General features: G+C 70.0%; 18 protein-coding genes. 6 read left to right on the top strand and 12 right to left on the bottom strand.

Translation table 11 applies throughout. From position 1 onward, the window contains the following. Positions 1 to 63: 63 nt before the first annotated feature. On the bottom strand, positions 64 to 939 hold the full coding sequence (locus NA8_RS17795; RefSeq protein ID WP_063051513.1) for a hypothetical protein: 876 nt from the start codon (positions 937 to 939) through the stop codon (positions 64 to 66). A gap of 625 nt (positions 940 to 1,564) precedes the next feature. On the opposite strand from NA8_RS17795, the gene NA8_RS17790 reads away from it, so the two are divergent. From NA8_RS17790 to NA8_RS17780, 3 genes are all read left to right on the top strand, one after another. Beyond that, entirely contained in the window at positions 1,565 to 1,858 is a 294-nt protein-coding gene (locus NA8_RS17790; RefSeq protein ID WP_040865039.1) for a WhiB family transcriptional regulator, read from the top strand. 432 nt (positions 1,859 to 2,290) lie between these two features. Beyond that, positions 2,291 to 2,866, top strand: a complete 576-nt coding sequence (locus tag NA8_RS17785; protein WP_040864969.1) for a sigma-70 family RNA polymerase sigma factor — start codon at positions 2,291 to 2,293, stop codon at positions 2,864 to 2,866. A gap of 1 nt (position 2,867) precedes the next feature. Beyond that, positions 2,868 to 3,119: an RskA family anti-sigma factor gene (locus tag NA8_RS17780; RefSeq protein ID WP_063051512.1), complete on the top strand. Its 252-nt coding sequence runs from the start codon at positions 2,868 to 2,870 to the stop codon at positions 3,117 to 3,119. Positions 3,120 to 3,332: 213 nt separating this feature from the next. Here the strand turns inward: NA8_RS17780 and groL are convergent, their stop codons facing one another. Together groL and groES are read right to left on the bottom strand one after the other, a co-directional pair. Then, positions 3,333 to 4,943, bottom strand: coding sequence for a chaperonin GroEL (groL, locus tag NA8_RS17775; RefSeq protein WP_063051511.1), 1,611 nt, complete (start codon positions 4,941 to 4,943; stop codon positions 3,333 to 3,335). Positions 4,944 to 5,237: 294 nt separating this feature from the next. Next, the gene (groES, locus tag NA8_RS17770) at positions 5,238 to 5,540 is read right to left on the bottom strand and encodes a co-chaperone GroES (protein WP_028479292.1); all 303 of its coding nucleotides are present in this window, start codon (positions 5,538 to 5,540) and stop codon (positions 5,238 to 5,240) included. A gap of 585 nt (positions 5,541 to 6,125) precedes the next feature. On the opposite strand from groES, the gene NA8_RS17765 reads away from it, so the two are divergent. Next, positions 6,126 to 7,646, top strand: coding sequence for a DUF7159 family protein (locus tag NA8_RS17765; RefSeq protein ID WP_063051510.1), 1,521 nt, complete (start codon positions 6,126 to 6,128; stop codon positions 7,644 to 7,646). A gap of 225 nt (positions 7,647 to 7,871) precedes the next feature. Here the strand turns inward: NA8_RS17765 and tsaD are convergent, their stop codons facing one another. The 7 genes from tsaD to NA8_RS17725 form a co-directional block, all read right to left on the bottom strand. After that, positions 7,872 to 8,915 carry a tRNA (adenosine(37)-N6)-threonylcarbamoyltransferase complex transferase subunit TsaD gene (gene tsaD / locus NA8_RS17755; RefSeq protein WP_063051508.1) on the bottom strand — a complete coding sequence of 348 codons (1,044 nt, stop codon included), beginning with the start codon at positions 8,913 to 8,915 and terminating at the stop codon, positions 7,872 to 7,874. Then, positions 8,912 to 9,415 (bottom strand): ribosomal protein S18-alanine N-acetyltransferase, encoded by a 504-nt coding sequence (rimI, locus tag NA8_RS17750; RefSeq protein ID WP_063051507.1) that lies wholly within the window; start codon positions 9,413 to 9,415, stop codon positions 8,912 to 8,914. Before rimI ends, tsaD begins: the two co-directional genes overlap by 4 nt. Before the next feature lie 5 nt (positions 9,416 to 9,420). After that, the gene (gene tsaB, locus NA8_RS17745; RefSeq protein ID WP_063051506.1) at positions 9,421 to 10,137 is read right to left on the bottom strand and encodes a tRNA (adenosine(37)-N6)-threonylcarbamoyltransferase complex dimerization subunit type 1 TsaB; all 717 of its coding nucleotides are present in this window, start codon (positions 10,135 to 10,137) and stop codon (positions 9,421 to 9,423) included. 55 nt (positions 10,138 to 10,192) lie between these two features. Then, entirely contained in the window at positions 10,193 to 10,645 is a 453-nt protein-coding gene (gene tsaE, locus NA8_RS17740; RefSeq protein ID WP_063051505.1) for a tRNA (adenosine(37)-N6)-threonylcarbamoyltransferase complex ATPase subunit type 1 TsaE, read from the bottom strand. Beyond that, the gene (locus tag NA8_RS17735; protein WP_063051544.1) at positions 10,638 to 11,717 is read right to left on the bottom strand and encodes an alpha/beta fold hydrolase; all 1,080 of its coding nucleotides are present in this window, start codon (positions 11,715 to 11,717) and stop codon (positions 10,638 to 10,640) included. Before NA8_RS17735 ends, tsaE begins: the two co-directional genes overlap by 8 nt. Further along, the gene (alr, locus tag NA8_RS17730) at positions 11,714 to 12,829 is read right to left on the bottom strand and encodes an alanine racemase (protein ID WP_245663891.1); all 1,116 of its coding nucleotides are present in this window, start codon (positions 12,827 to 12,829) and stop codon (positions 11,714 to 11,716) included. Before alr ends, NA8_RS17735 begins: the two co-directional genes overlap by 4 nt. A gap of 382 nt (positions 12,830 to 13,211) precedes the next feature. Then, the gene (locus NA8_RS17725; protein WP_063051503.1) at positions 13,212 to 14,657 is read right to left on the bottom strand and encodes an NAD(P)H-hydrate dehydratase; all 1,446 of its coding nucleotides are present in this window, start codon (positions 14,655 to 14,657) and stop codon (positions 13,212 to 13,214) included. A 42-nt stretch (positions 14,658 to 14,699) separates the two neighbouring features. On the opposite strand from NA8_RS17725, the gene NA8_RS17720 reads away from it, so the two are divergent. Then, complete coding sequence (locus NA8_RS17720; protein ID WP_063051543.1) at positions 14,700 to 15,131, top strand: plastocyanin/azurin family copper-binding protein; 432 nt, start codon at positions 14,700 to 14,702, stop codon at positions 15,129 to 15,131. A gap of 79 nt (positions 15,132 to 15,210) precedes the next feature. On the opposite strand, the gene NA8_RS17715 is transcribed toward NA8_RS17720, so the two are convergent. Further along, a complete protein-coding gene (locus NA8_RS17715; RefSeq protein WP_063051542.1) occupies positions 15,211 to 15,702 on the bottom strand; it encodes a MarR family winged helix-turn-helix transcriptional regulator in 492 nt (163 codons plus the stop codon). A gap of 139 nt (positions 15,703 to 15,841) precedes the next feature. Here NA8_RS17715 and NA8_RS17710 point away from each other — a divergent pair, with 139 nt between their 5' ends. Beyond that, positions 15,842 to 17,029 carry an MFS transporter gene (locus tag NA8_RS17710; protein WP_063051502.1) on the top strand — a complete coding sequence of 396 codons (1,188 nt, stop codon included), beginning with the start codon at positions 15,842 to 15,844 and terminating at the stop codon, positions 17,027 to 17,029. 48 nt (positions 17,030 to 17,077) lie between these two features. Here NA8_RS17710 and glmS read toward each other — a convergent pair whose 3' ends face one another. Beyond that, positions 17,078 to 18,961: a glutamine--fructose-6-phosphate transaminase (isomerizing) gene (glmS, locus tag NA8_RS17705; protein ID WP_063051501.1), complete on the bottom strand. Its 1,884-nt coding sequence runs from the start codon at positions 18,959 to 18,961 to the stop codon at positions 17,078 to 17,080. Positions 18,962 to 18,968 lie beyond the last annotated feature (7 nt).

The following is an 18,968-nucleotide window of genomic DNA, read 5'->3' as shown; positions in this document are numbered from 1 at the left end:
AACGGATCTAACAATAGCGACCCGGTGGCCGGAACTTGGCAACACGGTGGACTCCGTGATCACCTAGCGGCCACCCAGCGGGCGCAACGCTCCGCCGGCACGGGCGATGAGCGCGGCGCACTCGGCCGCCTCGGCCGCCGCATTCGGTGCGCCGGAACCGGCGCGGAGCATGGCACAAGCCCATCGCAACGGCAGCAGTCCGTGTTCACGGCACTGCTCGGCGACGTCCTCGGCGGAGACACCGGATCGTCCGCGCGCGCCGCGGGCCACGTCGGCCGCGGCGACCAGCAGGCGCGACTTGACCTGGTGCCGCACCGACGGGGATCGGTCGGCCAGGTCGAGCGCGGCCGCCGCGTGCGCGGCCGCGGTCTCGAAATCACCTGCCGCCAGGGCGGTTTCGGCGGACACCCAGCCCAGGCGGATCGCCGGACGCCAACCGGCCCCGTGCTGCCGTGCCGCCGACGCGCTGCGCCGCAGCAGCCGATCGGCCAGCGCGAGCCGCCCGGTCCCGACCGCGTCGGCGGCGAGTCCGGTGAGCGCGTCACAGATCGCGTCGGCGCGGCTGGGACGGTAACCGCCCGTCTCCACCGGAGAATCCCCGGAGCCGGCCCGGTCGCCGGTGGTGAGGATCAGCGCCGCGGCCCGCCCGTCGAACGCCGCCGCACGCTCGTGCCTGCCGAGCTGGCGCAGAAAAGAGCCTTCGGTACTTCCCGCCAGTGAGAGGAGGACAGGGTCGGTGCTGTGGTTGCATACCCTTCGCAATTCGGCACGCGCGGCGGCATAGCGCCCCTGGCCGCCGAGGACCACCGCGCGATACCACCCGCCGAGTGCGTCCGAGGCGGGCGGCAACTCGGCGGCAGCGCGCCCCGGATCGGCGCCGAAGGCGGCCTCGGCGAGGACCGCGACGTGAGGATCTCCGAGCGGAGCGGGCGCGAACACGGGCGCACTCTATCCTGTACGGCACGCGGGCCGGGACGACGAAAGGCGAGCGACCGCGGACCGGCCGGCACTCGGCATTTCCGCCGCCGAGCCGATGTTTCCATTAGGTAAATACAGCCCTGGCAATCACCGAGCGGTCGCGCCGGGAATTCATGCGCGTTTCGCGTAATTAACCTGCCCGCCCCGTTTCCGCCATCTTCGGATCCGCGGGTCCCGGACCCCTTGGGCCGCGGGCGCGGCCGCCGTCATGCGCACACCGTCCGCGCCGAAGCGGCTCCGCACCGCAAAAAGCATCCCTACCTGCGTAAACCTGATCGCACACGGCACATGCGGATACAACGGGCCTCCGGCCAACCGAACAGTATCACCGGAACCAACGCGAAAAGTAAACAGTTCGGAGGTTAAATTTCGCAGCGCGAGATTTGGAAAAGTGCTGCGTCGAACTATTGACGGAATTTCGCGGCTGGACCTAACGTAGCTCATCGCCACAGACGGCGCCGCGCGAAATTGCAGCGACCGCGAAGGGCGAGCCCGGGCACCTTCGCCGACACGGCGTCGTGGCCCACAACTGTTGCAGGACAACTGCTCGACAACGCTGACGAGCTCGCACCACGAGGAGTTCACCATGCCCATGCCGACCCACCTCCCGGGACCCAACGCCGATGTCTGGGATTGGCAGATGCGAGGATCGTGCCGCGGGCAGGATTCCGCGGTGTTCTTCCATCCCGATGGCGAGCGTGGCCGAGCCCGCACCGCGCGCGAGATGCGTGCCAAGGAGATCTGCCGCACCTGCCCGGTGCTCATGCAATGCCGCACCCACGCGCTGAAAGTCAGCGAGCCCTATGGCATCTGGGGCGGCATGTCGGAGACCGAGCGCGAGATGCACGCGCGGCGCAACCGCCGCCGCATGGCCGTCTGAATCAATCCCCTCCCATCCACACGCCACCGGGCGTCGAATTCCTAGCAAACAACGGGCCACTGCAACATGCTCCGGTCGAGCCGCTCACGCGACACGGTGATCGGTTCAGCACCGGAAGCCGGCGCGTGGGTTCCGATCGTCACCATCGATCGGCCGGCCGCCGAGCGAAGGCCGGGAACGGTGCCTGCGCCCTTCCGGCACGGCGCGACAGTGCTCGGCGTGTCACGGCGTGTCTCTCCCGAGATATCCGGCGTGTCGGCGCATTTCGCCACGCGGCGCCGGTTCCGCGCCGGGCTTGCGGGCACCCCACCGGAAGGGAGGTCATAGCGGCACGCTACGGTAGTGACCGATGACACAGAATGGAGCGTTGTGACAACGCGGCCGCCAGCCGCAGAGGGCGACTCGTTCCGAAGAGAAGCCTTCCCACCCACGGTGGATTCTGCGGTTACGGCACGCGCAGCCGAAAGTATCGAGCTCGCCGCGCTTCTGCATCGGTGCGGCCGAGCCGACCAGGAAGCATTCGCCGAACTGTACGACCGGACGTGTGCGCGCGTCTTCGGTCTGGTGTTGCGCGTTCTGCACGATCCTGGATACGCGGAGGAGACCACACAGGAGGTCTATCTGCAGATCTGGCGGATGGCATCGAGCTTCGACCCGGCGAAGGGTTCCGCGGTGACGTGGTTGATGACGCTCGCCCACCGGCGCGCCGTCGACCGGGTCCGCGCCGAACAGGCCCACACCCAGCGCGAGGTCGCGTACGGGATCCGGGTGCTCGGCAACGAATTCGACGAGGTCACCGAAGAGGTCGAGCGCAGGCTCGACCAACAGGCCGTCCTGGCTGGTCTCGCCACACTCACCGAAACCCAGCGGGAAGCCATCTCGCTCGCCTACTACGGCGGGCGCACCTATGCGGAGGTAGCCACCTACCTCGACGTAGGGTTACCTACGGTTAAGTCCCGTATTCGGGACGGATTGACACGACTGAAGAAAAGTTTGGGGGTGACGTGAGATGAACGAACGCCAGATCGATCTCGCGCACACCGTCGCGCTCGGATCGATCGACGACGAAGACCATCAGGAAGTGCAGGAACTGTTCGACAGCGAGGACCCCGTGCTACGCGCGGAGTTCATCCGGGAAGTCAGAGACACCAAAGAAGCGCTCTCCGTTCTCGCCACAGCCGCGGCGGCCGCACCGCCGCCTGCGCTGCGCGCCCGCCTACTCGCGGCCATCGCCGCTGAACAGCCGCCGGTCGCCAGCTGAACCCGGCGTCGCGCCAGGCATTCCCGCTCCACGCGTACGGGCCGGACGGTCCGGACCATCCGCCGACCCTTCCGGTTCTGCGGCAGACAGCGTGTCGAGCTTCGGAACCTCCTCGGTAGCACCGGTAGTCGCGTCCCCTGCGGTAAGAACCGGCAAGGCCCCCGAACCACGCAGTTCGGGGGCCTTGCCGGGTTGTGCTGCCCGACGGCCGGCTCAGTGCGAGTGGCCGTGGTGGCCGTGCTCGTTCTGCTCCTCGGCGGGCTTTTCGACCACGGCGCTCTCGGTGGTGAGCACCATGCGCGCGACCGACGCCGCGTTCACGACGGCCGAACGGGTCACCTTCACCGGGTCGACGACGCCGTCGGTGAGCAGGTCGCCGTAGGTGAGCGTGGCGGCGTTGAAGCCCTCCTTGCCCTCGGCCACCTTGCTGACCACCACCGCGCCGTCCACGCCCGCGTTGGTGGCGATCCAGTACAGCGGCGCCCGCAGCGCGGTGCGCACCACCTCGACGCCGACGGCTTCGTCGCCGGACAGCGAGTCGCGCAGCTCGACGAGCTTGCTCGCGGCCTGCACCAGCGCGGTGCCGCCACCGGGCACGATGCCCTCCTCCACGGCAGCCTTGGCGGCGCTCACCGCGTCCTCGACGCGGTACTTGCGCTCCTTGAGCGCGGTCTCGGTGGCCGCACCGACCTTGATCACCGCGACGCCACCGGCCAGCTTGGCCAGCCGCTCCTCGAGCTTCTCGCGATCCCAGTCGGAATCGGTGGACTCGATCTCGCGGCGCAGCTGCGCGACACGCGCCTCCACGTCCGCCGCGGAACCGGCGCCGTCGATGATCGTGGTGTCGTCCTTGGTCACGACCACGCGACGCACCTTGCCGAGCACGTCCAAGCCCGCCTCGCGCAGCGTGATGCCCAGATCCGGGTTCACCACGGTGCCACCGGTGACCACGGCAAGGTCGTCGAGGAACGCCTTGCGGCGGTCGCCGAAGAACGGCGCCTTCACCGCGACGGCCTTGATCGTCTTGCGGATGGCGTTGACCACCAGGGTCGACAGCGCCTCGCCCTCCACGTCCTCGGCGATGATCAGGACGGGCTTGGCGCTTTCCGCGATCTTCTCCAGCAGCGGCAGGAAGTCCGGCAGCGAGCTGATCTTCTCGCGGTGCAGCAGGACGAACACGTCCTCCAGGACGGCCTGCTGACTGTCGGGATCGGTGATGAAGTACGGCGACAGGTAACCCTTGTCGAACTGGACGCCCTCGGTGACGACCAGTTCGGTCTGCAGCGTCGAGGACTCCTCGACGGTGACGACGCCGTCCTTGCCGACGGTGGTCAGCGCCTTGCCGACCATCGCGCCGATCTCCTCGTCGCGCGAGGACACCGTCGCGACCTGCGCGATGGCCTGCTCGCCGGAGACCGGGGTGGCCACCGCGAGCAGCGCCTCGGAGACCGCGTCGGCGGCCTTGGCGATGCCGGAGCCGACCGCGATCGGGTTCGCGCCCGCGGCAACGTTCTTCAGCCCGGCACGAACCAGCGCCTGGGCCAGCACGGTGGCGGTGGTGGTGCCGTCGCCCGCGACATCGTTGGTCTTGGTGGCGACGCTCTTGACCAGCTGCGCGCCGAGGTTCTCGAACGGGTCCTCGAGCTCGATGTCGCGCGCGATGGTGACGCCGTCGTTGGTGACGGTCGGGCCGCCGAAGGACTTCGCGAGCACGACGTGCCGTCCGCGCGGGCCCAGGGTGACCTTGACCGCGTCGGCGAGCTTGTCGACGCCGCGTTCCAGAGCCCGGCGAGCCTTCTCGTCGAACTCGATCTGCTTTGGCATGGGAATTCGCTCCTGTAGTGGATTGCGGCGCTCCGCGCCCGTCGCTCGCACCGCTGTGTCCGATGCGGTGCTCCCGGGGCCCTCCGTGGTCACGCAGGCTGCCGCCTACGGGCCCGTCGCTCGCACCGCTGTGTCCGATGAGCGGTGCTCCCGGGGCCCTCCGTGGTCACGCAGGCTGCCGCCTACGGGCCCGTCGCTCGCACCGCGTGTTCAGTTGCCGGAGTGTCGGCGTCGAACGCGTTCCGCCCCGGGTCACTAGAGACACCGGGGCGGAACGCATGCGTGCCCGATCGGCTACTTGGTGACGACGGCCAGCACGTCGCGCGCCGACAGGATGAGGTACTCCTCGCCCTGGTACTTGATCTCGGTGCCGCCGTACTTGCTGTAGATGACGGTGTCACCCTCCTGGACATCCAGCGGGATGCGCTTCTCGCCCTCGTCGTCCCACCGGCCGGGACCGACGGCGACAACGGTGCCCTCTTGCGGCTTCTCCTTCGCCGTGTCGGGGATGACCAGGCCGGAGGCCGTCGTCGTCTCGGCCTCGTTGGCCTGGACGAGGATCTTGTCCTCGAGCGGCTTGATGTTCACGCTCGCCACGTTGAGCCCTCCACTTTCAGGGGATTCGGTCGTCCGGAACCGTTGTCCCGGACTCGTCGGTTGGTCACGATGCTGACCCTGCGCATAGCCCCGTCGTCGCGGGTGCCGGGACCCCTGCCCAGTGGTCAAGCTGCTGGCACAAGCACTACACACAGTGCCGACTAGCACTCTATACATGAGAGTGCCAGCGCTCAAGGGTGGGCGGTGCCAACTTTGCGCGGCGCGCCCATGACGCACCGGGCTTGGCGATAAGTTCAGGGAAACAGTAACGTTCGGATAACGGATTGTGACACTATTGACGACGGCTGCGGTCCAACCGCCGGGTTCGTCGCCGAGCAGGCGGCGGCACGGCGGCACAGGGGTACCACAGCGTCGCCGAGACTCACAGCGCCGCAGCACGATCGTTGCACCACCAGCTTCACCAGAGAGCAAGACACACGTGATCCATGGCCGGTCCCCGCGACCCACCCGGACGAGGGGCCGGTTCGTTTCCCGGTCCGGGTCGCGCGTCATCCATACGGCGGTCCGGCAGTCCATTCGAGATGGTCGGCGACACCATGACCATCCGCTCGAAGGGAGGTGAACATGCGAACATCCCTCGGCATCTCGGCCGGGGCCGAGGTCGTGTGCTCGGCGTTGGTCTCCACCGCGCCGAACGGCATGCAGAGCTTCGATTACCGCGTCGTCTCCGCCGACGCGGCCCATTCCGATCTCGGCGACCTGGTGGCGTCCTCGATCGAGCTGATGACCACCCAGTTGCCGACCACGCAGCCGCCGCGCGAGATCATCCGTCCGGTCGGCCGGTTCGCGGGTGGCCCACGCGATTTCGAGCCGATGACCGGTCACCCGCCCACCAGCGTCGCGGTCGCCTACCGCACCAAGGAGCAGGCGCAGATCATCCGGTCGGCCACCGGCAAACAGCGTGAGCTGCGGCTGATCCCGGAGGGCACCGCCGCGCTGACGTACCTGCGGCACACCGGCCTGCTGGACCGTTACGACACGGTCGCCATCATCGATCTCGGCGCCTCGGGGCTCAGCGTCACCGTCGCCGACCGTGCCGAGGGCACCCTGCTCCGTTCCGATCGCACCGCGACGGTCAGCGGCAAGGCGATCGATGACCTGATCTATCAGCATCTGGTGGACATGCACTTCGCCAGGCGCGGTACCCGCCCCAACCGCGGCATGCTCACCAACCGAGGCCGCGCGGCGAAGGAGCACCTGTCCATCGCGCCCGCGGTCACCATCGACCACGTCGCCGGGCGTCCGCTGAAGCTGACCAGGGCCGACTTCGAAGAGTTGATCGCCGACCTGCTGCGCGACCTCGCCCGATTCGTCACCACGGCGTTCGCCCGGGCGCCTCGGCAACCGCAGGCGGTCGCGGTCATCGGCGGCGGCGCCAACATCCCCGCCGTGCTCGACACCCTCACCGCCGCGCTGGACGTCCCGGTGTTCACCGTGCCGGACCCGGAGGCGGTGACCGCGAAAGGCGCCGCCCTGGTCGCCGATTCGGTGCAGCCCTCGGTGTTCCCGGTCGGCGCGCTCGGCGGGGACGCGCCCGCGGGCACGGTCACGAAGGTGTTCGGCACCCTGGCCGGTGCGATCGTGGTCGTCGGGCTGATCGTCGGGTACGGGGTCAAGTCGTTCTCCCCCACCGCGGACGACGAGGTCTCTCCAGCGGGGACCACGAGCAGCGCTTCCCAGCTGCCGAACCCGACATCCGCACCGCTCCCGACCGCGGCGGCCGGTACGCACGACCGCATGCCGGACAGCACCGGCGTCGCGCCGACGACCACGGAGCACAGGCCGCAGAGCAGCACCGGCGGTTCGACGACCACGCAGGTGATTCCGCCCACGCAGCCCACACTGCGCCCGGATCCGAACCTTCCGCCGATCCCCTTCCCCGAACTGCTCGGTCCGCTGTTCGGCAATCCGAATGCCGCACCGGGCAGTTCGCCGCAGTCGAGCCGGACCCTCGGGCCCACGGTGCCCAGCGTCACGGCGCCCGACACGAGTCCGACGCAGACGCCCGCGCGGTCGGGCCTGCCGTTGCCGCCCCGGGGTAATTCGGGGTCCGCGTCGAACCCGGGGCTCCTCGCGCCGAACTGATCTCCGCGCAGGTGGATGTGGCCGAGTGCCGGGCCCAGGCCGGGGCGCTCGTCTCCGGTCGTCTGCCAACCGGCGTCACCGAGGCGCTGTCCCCCGAGCCCGTCGACGTCTCCGTGGGCGGCATCCGTGTGCCGATCGCCGATCGCCGATCGCCGACCGCCGATCCCGGCGATCGCAGCCGACTCCGATCGGTCACAGCCCGGCCTGCCACCGAGTACTAGCAGTTCAGCGAACCATACTGACCGACACCGGCAGACCGGGGTCGGTGGCGACCGTCAGCGGCGAAGGGGCCGCGCCACCCGCGATGACATGCGCGCCCAGCGCGGCGATCATCACGCCGTTGTCCGTGCACAGCCGGGGTTTGGGCACCCGCAGCGTCAAACCTGCCGCAGTACAGCGCTCTTCGGCCATCGAACGGATCCGCGAGTTGGCCGTGGCTCCGCCGCCGAGCACCAGCGTGCCGACGCCGACATCCTGAGCCGCCCGAATCGCTTTCATGGTGAGCACATCCGCGACCGACTCTTGGAACGACGCCGCGATGTCGGGGATCGGCAGATCGTCCGCGGCCACACCGTCGCGCTGCGCCGCCTCCACGTACCTGGCCACCGCGGTCTTGAGGCCCGAGAAGGAGAAGTCGTAGCGCGGGTCGCGCGGCCCGGTCATGCCACGGGGAAACGCGATGGCGCGCGGATCACCGGCCGCCGCGGCGGCGTCCAGCGCCGGACCGCCGGGGAAACCCAGCCCGAGCAGGCGCGCCACCTTGTCGAACGCCTCGCCCGCCGCGTCGTCGACGGTGCTGCCCAGCTCCACGATCGGCTCGGACAGATCCGTGACGTGCAGCAGGTGGGTGTGGCCGCCCGACACCAGCAGCGCGACGCACGGCGGCATCGGCCCGTGTTCCAGGGTGTCCACCGCGACGTGCCCGCCGAGATGATTCAGCGCGTAGAAGGGCACATCCCACGCCGCCGCATACGCTTTCGCGGCGGCCACGCCGACCAGCAGCGCACCGGCCAAGCCCGGGCCGATGGTCACCGCCAGCGCGTCCGGTTTCGCGATACCCGCCGCCGACAGCGCGCGGCGCATGGCGGGCACGATGGCCTCGAGATGTGCGCGCGAGGCGATCTCCGGGACGACGCCGCCGAAGCGCGCGTGCTGGTCGACGCTGGAGGCGACCTCGTCGGCGAGCAGTTCGCAGGTGCCGTCGGGGTTCCTGCGGACGATGCCGACGCCGGTTTCGTCGCAGGAACTTTCGATGCCCATGATGATCACGACAGCACCTCGTCCGGTGTCCGCCACCGATCCTCGCTGGTCAACGCGGGCCGGCGCATCGTGTACGCGTCCGCGCCACTGGGGTGGTAGTAGTTCTTGCGCAATCCGATGATGTGGAAGCCGTGCTTGGCGTACAGCGCGATCGCGGGGGCGTTGTCGGTACGGACCTCCAGGAACACCGGTCCGCCACGCCTGCCCGCCTCGGCGAGCAGCGCCTCCAGCAGGAGGGTGCCGACGCCCGCGCGATGGCAGCGGGGGTCGACACCGATGGTGTGCACCTCGGCCTCGGGGTGTTCGGCGTCACCCAGCAGGGCGATACCCGCGTAGCCCACCGTTCGCCCGTCCTCGTCGCGCGCGGTGATGTAGCGGTTGTGCCTGCCGGCCAGCTCGGACTGGAACGCCACGGCGGCCCACGGGTCGTCCTCCGGGAACAGCAACTGCTCCAGTTCGACGCAGCGTGCGATGTCGGCGGCCACCATCGGCTCGATCCGGAACGCCATCAGCCTCACGCTCCTGTCCGGTCGAGTCGGCGGTAGGCGTTCTCGACCGCGTCCGGCCTGCGCAGGTACAGCGGAACCAGCGGCTCCGGCACGCTGCGCGACAGCAGCTCGGTGGCGGCCACGCGCACCAATCCGGCGGGCGAGGGTGTTTCGGCGGGGAGCACAGGAAGATCGAAGAAGTCGACGTGCGAGGCGGATCCGGCGACCGCCGTGGCTTGACCCTCGTCCAATTCCGAGGGCTTGCACACCTCGGGTCCGGCCACGCGCACGCCCTCCCGATACCGCGCCCAGTACACCTCGCGCCGCCGCGCGTCGGTCACCACGAGCAGCTCGGCCTCGGGCGGGAGTTCGACCGGGGGTGGCACGGCGGGGTCGACGGCCGCGTCGGCGGCGATCGCGTCGAGGCTGCACACGCCGTACACCGGGATGCCGAGCGCGTCACCGAACGCGGCCGCGGTGGCCATGCCGACGCGCAGGCCGGTGAACGGACCCGGACCGACGCCGACGACGATCGCGTCGATGTCGGTCCTGGAACGACCTGCCTCGGTGAGGCATTCGAGGATCTGCGGGGTGAGCACCTCGGCATGGGCGCGGGGGTCGACCCGCACCCGGTAGGCGATGGTGCGTGCCCGGACGGGGTCCGCCGCGTCGGCGCCCTGCTCCAGGTCCACCAGTCCCGCTGTGACGGCGGGTGTCGCGGTGTCGACGGCTAGTACAAGCATGATTGGGCCAACGATACCGGGTGGTAGGCGGCACCGACGCAGAGCTACCTGAGAGCTAACCCACCCATTCCCAGATGGCGGTGCGCACATCCGAATCCGGCTCGCGCGACAGCAGCACGCGCAGGTGCCGCTCCGCGAGATGCTCCACCACGCCGCGGCCCCACTCCACCACGACCACCGCCTGATGAAGATCGGTGTCCAGGTCCAGGGCGTCCAGCTCGTCCAGGTCGCCGCCGAGCCGGTAGGCGTCCACATGCACCAGGGGCACCGGCGGTCCGTCCTCGCGCTGCCCGGCGCGGTGCTGGCGGGCGATGATGAACGTCGGCGAGCTGACCCGGCCCCGCACGCCGAGCCCCGCCGCGATGCCACGGGTGAGCGCGGTCTTGCCCGCGCCCAAAGGACCGTCGAGCACCACCAGATCACCGGCGCGCAGATCCGTGGCCAGTTCCCGGCCGAGCGCCTCGGTGTCGGCGACGGTGGGCAGGATTCGTCGCCGTGGTTCAGCCACCGGCCACCTCCGAGGCCGACGGGTCGATCGCGCCCGCACGCACGAGCAATCGATCCAGCGCGGCGTTGACGATGTCCGGGTACTGCAGATGCGGCATGTGCGCCGCGCCTTCCAGCCGGATGAGCTCGCTGCCGGGCAGCGCGGCGGCCAGCGCCCGCGAATTGCGGAACGGGATGATCAGGTCACGCCCGCCGCCGAGCACCAGGGCCGGCGTGCCCGCCAGCGCGGGTAACGCCGCCGACTCGTCGTGCAGCTCGATCGCCTGGAGGAACTTCACGATGGTCTCCATCGGCGTCTGGTCGATCATCAGCGTCGTGAAGCGCGACAGCGTGGGGCTCACCGGGCCGTGGAACGAGCTGACGTGCAGAATCGGCGTGATCACGTGCCTCGTGGTGACGCGGCCCGCCTGCACCAGGGCGGGCGCGGTGTGCACGGCCAGCCGGAAGCCGTCGATCGCGGGATTGCGCAACAGCTGCCCGAGACCCGCCGCGGTCACACCGGCGGCAGTGGTCGACAGGAGTGCGATCCCGATCACTCTGGCCGCGAACAGGTCCGGGAATCGCGCCGCCGCGGCCAGGATCGCCATCCCGCCCAGCGAATGGCCGACCAGCACCACCGGACCGGCCACAGCGGTGGCGCGCAGCACGGCGGCGAGATCGCGGCCGAGCTGGGCGACGGTACAGCTCGCGGCGCTCGGCACGCCGGAACGACCGTGCCCGCGCAGATCGAACAGCACCATGCGAATCCGTGCGCCCCATCGCTTTTCCAGGTCACGCCGCTGAAAGTGGAAAGACGCCATGCTGTTGCAGAAGCCGTGCACGAAGATCACCGTCACCGGCGCGTCGTCGGGGCCGCAGGTGCGCGTGGCCAGGGGCACACCGTCGTCGGCGAGCACCGTTGCGGCGCGGTCGGCATCGATCAGCCCGAAATTCTCGTCGCGGCAGTCGTCGCCCCGGGCGGGCCACAGCACCCGCGCACCGGCGCGCCGAAGGGCATGGGCGCCGGCCAGCGCACCGACGACACCCACCGTGGCCAGCCCGCCGTGCAGCGGGGTCACCCGGAAGCGGCTCACCGCACGCCACCCGTGTAGCGGCGGGTGACCCGGCCGCGCGGCGAGCACACCACTTCGTAGTGGATGGTGCCGAGCAGGTCCGCCCAGTCCTGGGCATGCGGGTGCGCACCGAAGAGGATCGCGGTATCGCCTTCCTGGACACCCGCCGCGTTGTCACCGAGGTCGACGACGAACTGGTCCATGCACACCCGCCCCACGTTCCTGCGCAGTGCCCCGCCCAGCCAGACGTCGAATCGTCCGCTCAACGGGCGGAACACGCCGTCGGCGTAACCGGCGGGAATCAGCGCGACGGTGGTGTCGTGCGGCGCGATCCATTGATGCCCGTAGGAGACGCCTTCGCCCGCGGCCACCCGCTTGACCAGGACGACCCGGGCCTGGAACGTCATCGCGGGCCGCAGGCCGAAATCGTCGTCCGGAATCGGGGACAGGCCATACATGGCGATACCGGGCCGGACCAGGTCGAAGGCCAGATCCGGGCGGGTGAGGGTGGCGGCGGAGTTGGCGATGTGCACCAACTCCGGCTCCAGGCCGTGCTCCTTGGCGGTGGCGATCGCGTCCAGGAACCGGCCGCGTTGCACGTCGTTGTTGGGATGCCCGGGTTCGTCGGCGTGCGCGAGATGGGAGAAGATCGCGCGCAAGCGCACCGCCTGCTCGTCGACCAGCGCGCGCAGCGCGGTCAGGACTTGCGGGTATTCGGCCGGCAACACACCGTTGCGGTTCAGGCCGGTGTCCACCTTCAGCGTCACCGTCGCCGGACGGCCGGTGCCGCGCACGGCGGCCTCGACCGCCCGCAGATGGGCCTGCGAGGACACTCCGATCTCGACGTCGGCGGCCACCGCGGCCGCGAAGTCGGTGTCCGTGCTGTGCAGCCAGCACAGGATGGGCGCGGTGATACCGGCCGCACGCAACTGCACGGCCTCGGCCACCGTCGTCACACCCAGTTCCGCCGCCCCCGCGGCCAGCGCGGCCCGGGCCACCTCGACCGCGCCGTGGTTGTAGCCGTCGGCCTTCACCACCGCCATCACCGCCGCGTCGCCCGCGTGATCGCGCAGGATTCGCACGTTGTGGGCGATGGCGTCCAGGTCGATGACCGTTTCCACTTGCGCATTCACGGCAGTCCGTTCCGCCTCTCCGGGGATTCAGGCCGTACCAGTCGGGTGGTACAGGATTCGCGTTCAGGTCCCGCGTCCGGTGCCACCTGGGTTCTGGGCGTACCCGGCGAGTTACCCATGTGCTCTCGAGATCAGTCGTTGCGTTGGTTCCGGTCGAGTCTATGGGCGCGCTCGGTTCCGGCTCCACCCGGTTGACGCGCCGGTCGTCCCCTGTGGTCGTCGCCATGAACGACACCGAACGCGGACGACCCGCTCGGTGGATGCAACACGTGATAAGCAGCGATCCATGGGCGGGCTCGCCTCGGACGTGGGGATCCTCCAGCCGAGGAGATACCGGACCCCAGCGTCGGCGCAACCGCGTAGTCGGGGCCTGCGCGTCAGCTCACAGGGGGTGGGCGAGGCCGCGCAGGACGCCGATCGCGGGACGGACATGCGCGGCCAGGACGCTCGCCGAGATAGGGGTACCCGCGGGCGCGTGGTCGTGGGCGGCGAGGTTCGCGGCCAACGCGTGCACGCGCGCGGCCGCGGCGGCCGACCAGGCGGGGTCCCGGCCCGCGGCCAGCAGCGTCCCGATGATGCCCGAGAGCACGTCGCCCGCGCCCGCTGTCGCCGCCCACGAGCCGCCCGCTTCGTTGACCAGCACGGGACGGCCCGGGGCGGCGACCAGCGTGGCGCGGCCCTTCAACAGCACCGTGACCTGCCAGGAATCGGCGAGGCCGCGGACCGCGCCCAGTCGGTCCGGGCCGACCTCGTGCCCGGTGAGCCGAGCGAACTCGCCCGCGTGCGGGGTCAGGACGGTCGGGGCCGCGCGATCGCGCACCAGTTCCGGCGCGGCGGCCAGGAGGTTCAGCCCGTCGGCGTCGATCACCACCGGGAGGTCGGTGGCCAGGATCTCGCGAAGGCGTTGCCCAGCGTCGTCGTCGGTGCCCGCGCCGGGGCCGAAGACCCAGGACTGGACGCGACCGGTGGTGGCGAACTGCTGGGTGGCGATCACTTCGGGAAAGTGATGCAACACCTCCGCCGCCGCGGTTCCGGCATACCGCACCATGCCCGACGTCGCGGCGACGGCAGCACCCGCGCACAGCACAGCGGCGCCCGGATACGTCGCGCTGCCCGCACATACACCGGTCACGCCCTGTGTGTACTTGTCGTCGGCCGGGCCTGGCACCGGCCACGCGGCGCCGATCGAGGCGGGTTCCAGTGCGACGAGATCCGCTTCCGGAAGACGTAAGCCGATAGGGATCAATTCGATTCGGCCGCACTGCGACGCGGCGAGGGCGTGCACCGGTTTGTAGGCGCCGAAGGCGACGGTGACCTCCGCGCGGATGGCGGGGCCGTCGATCGCCCCGGTATCCGGGTCGACGCCGCTGGGCAGGTCGGCCGCGACGATCGGAGCCTCCAGCGCCGCAACGATTTCCGCGGCACGTGGCCGCAGCGGACCGCGACCGGAGATGCCGACGATGCCGTCGATCACCAGGTCCGGGTCACCGGTGTCGTCGGCCACTCGACCACCGGCTTCGCGCAGCGCCGCAAGCCCTTCGGCGTGCGCCCGCTCCGGGTTGAGCAGGACCGCGGTGACGGCGACACCGCGGCGGCGCAACCGCGCTCCGGCCCAGAGCGCGTCGCCGCCGTTGTCGCCGGATCCGACCAGCAGGGTCACCGCCCGTCCCGCGACACCGCCGGTACGCTCCCGCAGTTCACCCGCCACCACCGTGGCCAGGCCGTGCGCCGCACGCCGCATGGGCACGCCGTCCGGCACCCGGGTGAACAGCTCGGCCTCCGCCGCGCGTACCTCGTCTACGGTGAAATAGCCCCGCTGCGTGGACATCGCCGCTCCCTCCGTCGGTGTGGCCTACTACGCTTGGCCATCATGCCAAGCGTTCGCCGCCGCAATGGGACCGTCCGCGTCCTCACGGGAGTCGCCCTGGCCGGCGCGCTGCTGCTGTCCGGCTGCGGCGGCGAGGAATCCGGTTCGTCCCCCACCACCACGAGGAAACCGGCTCGGCCGGCCACCACCACCGCTCAGCAGACCGGTGAGCGCAAGCCCGCCGCCGCCACCATCGCGGTGGACGACATGAAATTCTCCCCCGCCGAGGTCACCATCAAGGTCGGCGACACGGTCACCTGGAAATTCGGCGACAAGGTGCCGCACACCGTGCAGGGCATCGGTGACAAGGCGATGGGCATCAACAGCCCGATCATCGACAAGGGCGAGTGGAGCTACACCTTCACCACGCCCGGCGCCTATCGCTATCTTTGCTCGCTGCACCCGGAGATGCGCGGGACGGTCACCGTCGAATAACCCGCGGACGCGACACCGCACCGGAGCAACCGATTCGGGCGCCGGTCGGCGTCCGAGCTGATACGCGAATCGCCTCAGCTCACACCGGGCGGTAGTCCCGCGGCCGGGCCCCGTGGGCTGAACTGGTGTTCAGCGCCTCGACCGCGGCCACCAGCGGCGCGAGTTCCGGGTTGGCGGCCGCTTGGCCGAGAGCGCCGGCGAGGGCGGCGTCGTGTGTGGGCCGGGCCTGCTCGAGCAGGTCCAAGCCCGCCGCGGTCACGTCGGTGTAGATACCGCGGCGGTCGTCCGGGCAGAGGTACCGCTGGAGCAGGCCGCGGTCCTCGAGCCGGGAGACCAGCCGGGTGGTGGCGCTCTGGCTCAGCACCACGGCTTCGGCGACCTGGTTCATCCGCAGGTGCCCGCCCGGCCCGTCGTGCTGGCGGCTCAGGACGACCAGTAGTGAGTATTCGCGAACGCTCAGGTCATGGCCGGATTGCAGGGCCCGCTCGATGTGCGCCTCGATCCGGTCGTGCAGCAGCGAGAGTGCGTACCAACCATCGGCGAGGCCGGTCAGAGCGGCATCCGCGGTCATCGGCATTTCCTTCGGCGTCGGGGGACAGGACTCCAGGATAGCCAGACCTCACAATAGCCCGCGCTTGCGATTAAACAGCGTCTGCAATTATTGTCTACGCCTGTAAGGATCTGACGCAACATCATGTGGAGGCTCCCTCATGCCCCTCGCCCTTCTCGCCCTGACCCTCGGGGCATTCGGCATCGGGACAACGGAATTCGTCGTCGTCGGCTTGCTGCCCGACATCGCCGACACCTACGCGGTGTCCATCCCCACCGCGGGCCTGCTGGTTACCGGATACGCGCTCGGTGTCGTGGCGGGTGCGCCGCTGATGACCGGCCTGGGCACCCGGGTTTCGCGCAAACGCATGCTGCTCGGCATGCTCACTCTGCTCGTCCTCGGCAACATCCTGTCCGCCGCCGCACCGACTTTCGCCCTGATGCTCACCGGGCGCATCGTGGCCTCGCTCGCCCACGGCGCGTTCTTCGGGATCGGTGCCGTAGTCGCCGGAACCCTCGTCAGCACCGACCGGCGCGCCGGTGCCATCGCGATCATGTTCACCGGGCTCACCGTCGCCACCGTGGTCGGTGTGCCGCTGGGGACGCTGCTCGGCCAGCATTTCGGCTGGCGGCTGACCTTCTTGTTCGTCGCACTGATCGGGCTGATCGGCTTGCTGGGCGTCGCGGCGCTTGTGCCGGAACAGCCCGCGGCCGCGAACGCCCGGCTACGCACCGAACTGGCGGTGTTCCGCAATCTCCAGGTGCTGCTGGCGATGGCGATGACGGTGCTCGGCTTCGGCGGAGTTTTCGCCGCGATCACCTACCTGGCGCCGATGATGACCGAGGTGACCGGCTACGCGGAGAGCTCGGTCACCTGGCTGCTCGTGCTGTTCGGCGTCGGCTTCTTCGCGGGCAATCTGATCGGCGGTAAGTTCGCCGACCGCCACCTGATGCCGATGCTGTATATCACCCTCGGCGGGCTCGCGGTCGTTCTCGCGCTGTTCACCGTCACCGCCCACGACAAGGTCGCCGCCGCTGTCACGGTCGTGCTGATCGGCGCCCTCGGATTCGCGACCGTCCCGCCGCTGCAGAAGCGCGTCCTCGACCAAGCGGCGGGCGCGCCCACCCTGGCCTCCGCGGTCAACATCGGCGCGTTCAATCTGGGCAACGCGGTGTCGGCCTGGCTCGGTGGCGTGGTGATCGCCGCGGGCCTCGGCTACACCGCCCCCAACTGGGTCGGCGTCGGGTTGGTCCTGGTCGCGCTGGTTCTCGCGGTCGGGTCCGGATACCTCGAGCGCCGCGCTGCGCCCGCCGTCCCGGAGGAACCCTTGGTCACCGTGCGGGCATAGCCGAGATGGCGAGGGTGGCCGCGCACTCGAGAGTGCGCGGCCACCGAGCTATTCCACGGTGACGGACTTGGCCAAGTTACGGGGCTTGTCGACGTCGTAGCCGCGCGCCTGCGCCACCTCGGCGGCGAAGATCTGCAGCGGGACCGTCGACAACAGCGGCTGGAACAGCGTCGGCGCGCTGGGGATCTCGATGAGGTCGTCGGCGAACGGGCGCACCGTATCGTCGCCTTCCTCCGCGATCACGATGGTGCGCGCGCCGCGCGCCTGGATCTCCCGGATGTTGCTCAGCAGCTTCGAGTGCAGCACCGCGCGCCCCTTCGGCGACGGCATCACCACGATCACCGGGAGACCGTCCTCGATCAGCGCGATCGGGCCGTGCTTGAGCTCACCCGCCGCGAATCCCTCGGCGTGCATGTAGGCCAGCTCTTTGAGCTTGAGCGCGCCCTCCAATGCCACCGGGTAGCCGACGTGACGTCCCAGGAACAGCACGGTCTGCACCTGGGCCAGTTCCCGCGCGATGGTCCGCACCTGCGGCGCGGTCTCCAGCACGCGTTCCACCAGCTTCGGCATCGCCTCGAGTTCGGCGAACTCGCGGGCCACCTCGTCCGGGTACTTGGTGCCGCGCGCCTGCGCCAGGGCCAGCCCGACCAGATAGTTCGCGGTCACCTGGGCCAGGAACGCCTTGGTGGATGCGACGCCGATCTCCGGCCCGGCCCTGGTGTAGAGGACCGCGTCGGACTCGCGGGGAATCTGCGCGCCGTTCGTATTGCAGATCGCGAGGACGCGCGCCTTCTGCTCTTTCGCGTGGCGCACCGCCTCCAGCGTGTCGGCGGTCTCGCCGGACTGGGAGATCGCCACCACCAGCGTCGAGCGGTCCAGCACCGGGTCGCGGTAGCGGAACTCACTGGCCAGCTCGACCTCGACGGGCAGTCGAGTCCAGTGCTCGATGGCGTACTTCGCCAGCAGCCCGGAGTGATAGGCGCTGCCGCACGCGACGACGAACACCTTGTCGAAATCGCGCAGCTCCTGGTCGGCGAGGCGCTGCTCGTCCAGCACGATCCGGCCCCCGCCGTCGCGATCGGTGCTGAAATGCCCCATCAGGGTGTCCGCGACCGCGGCGGGCTGCTCCTCGATCTCCTTGAGCATGAAGTAGTCGTGGCCGCCCTTCTCGGCGGCCGCCAGGTCCCAGTCGATCGTGAACGGGCGGGTGCGCGCACGCGCGTCCGCGCCCGCGAAATCGGTGACCCGGTAGCTGTCCACGGTGATCACGACGGCTTGGTCCTGGCCGAGTTCGACCGCTTCGCGGGTGTGCTCGATGAACGCCGTGACGTCGGAGGCGATGAACATCTCGCCCTTGCCGACGCCAACCACCAGTGGCGTGGAGCGGCGCGCGGCCACGATCATGTCCGGGTGGTCGGCGTGCGTGAAGACCAGGGTGAACGCCCCCTCCAGCCGACGCAGCACCGACAGTGCGCTGGCCGCGAAATCACCGGCGGTCGGGCCGTCGGCGTACGCGCGGGCCACCAAGTGCACGGCGACCTCGGTGTCCGTGTCGCTGTGCAGCTCGACCCCGGCGTCCTCCAGCTCGCGCCGCAGCGGAGCGAAGTTCTCGATGATGCCGTTGTGCACCACGGCGACCTTGCCGCTGTCGTCCCGGTGCGGGTGCGCGTTGCGATCGGTCGGCGCGCCGTGCGTGGCCCAGCGGGTGTGCCCGATGCCCGTGGTGCCCACGAAACGATCGATGCCGGTTTCGGAGAGCTGGGCCTCCAGATTCGCCAGGCGACCGGCCTTGCGTTCCACCGCCAGCGCGCCCACGCCGTCCAGGATCGCCACACCCGCGGAGTCGTAACCGCGATATTCCATGCGGCGCAACGCGTCAACGACGACGCCGAGCGCGTCTCGGTACCCGACGTACCCCACGATTCCGCACATGGCTCAC

Origin of the sequence: Nocardia arthritidis NBRC 100137 (assembly GCF_001612765.1) — a bacterium.
GTDB lineage: Bacteria > Actinomycetota > Actinomycetes > Mycobacteriales > Mycobacteriaceae > Nocardia > Nocardia arthritidis.
Note: the sequence above shows the minus strand (reverse complement) of the source record. Positions and strands in the feature narration are given on the sequence as shown.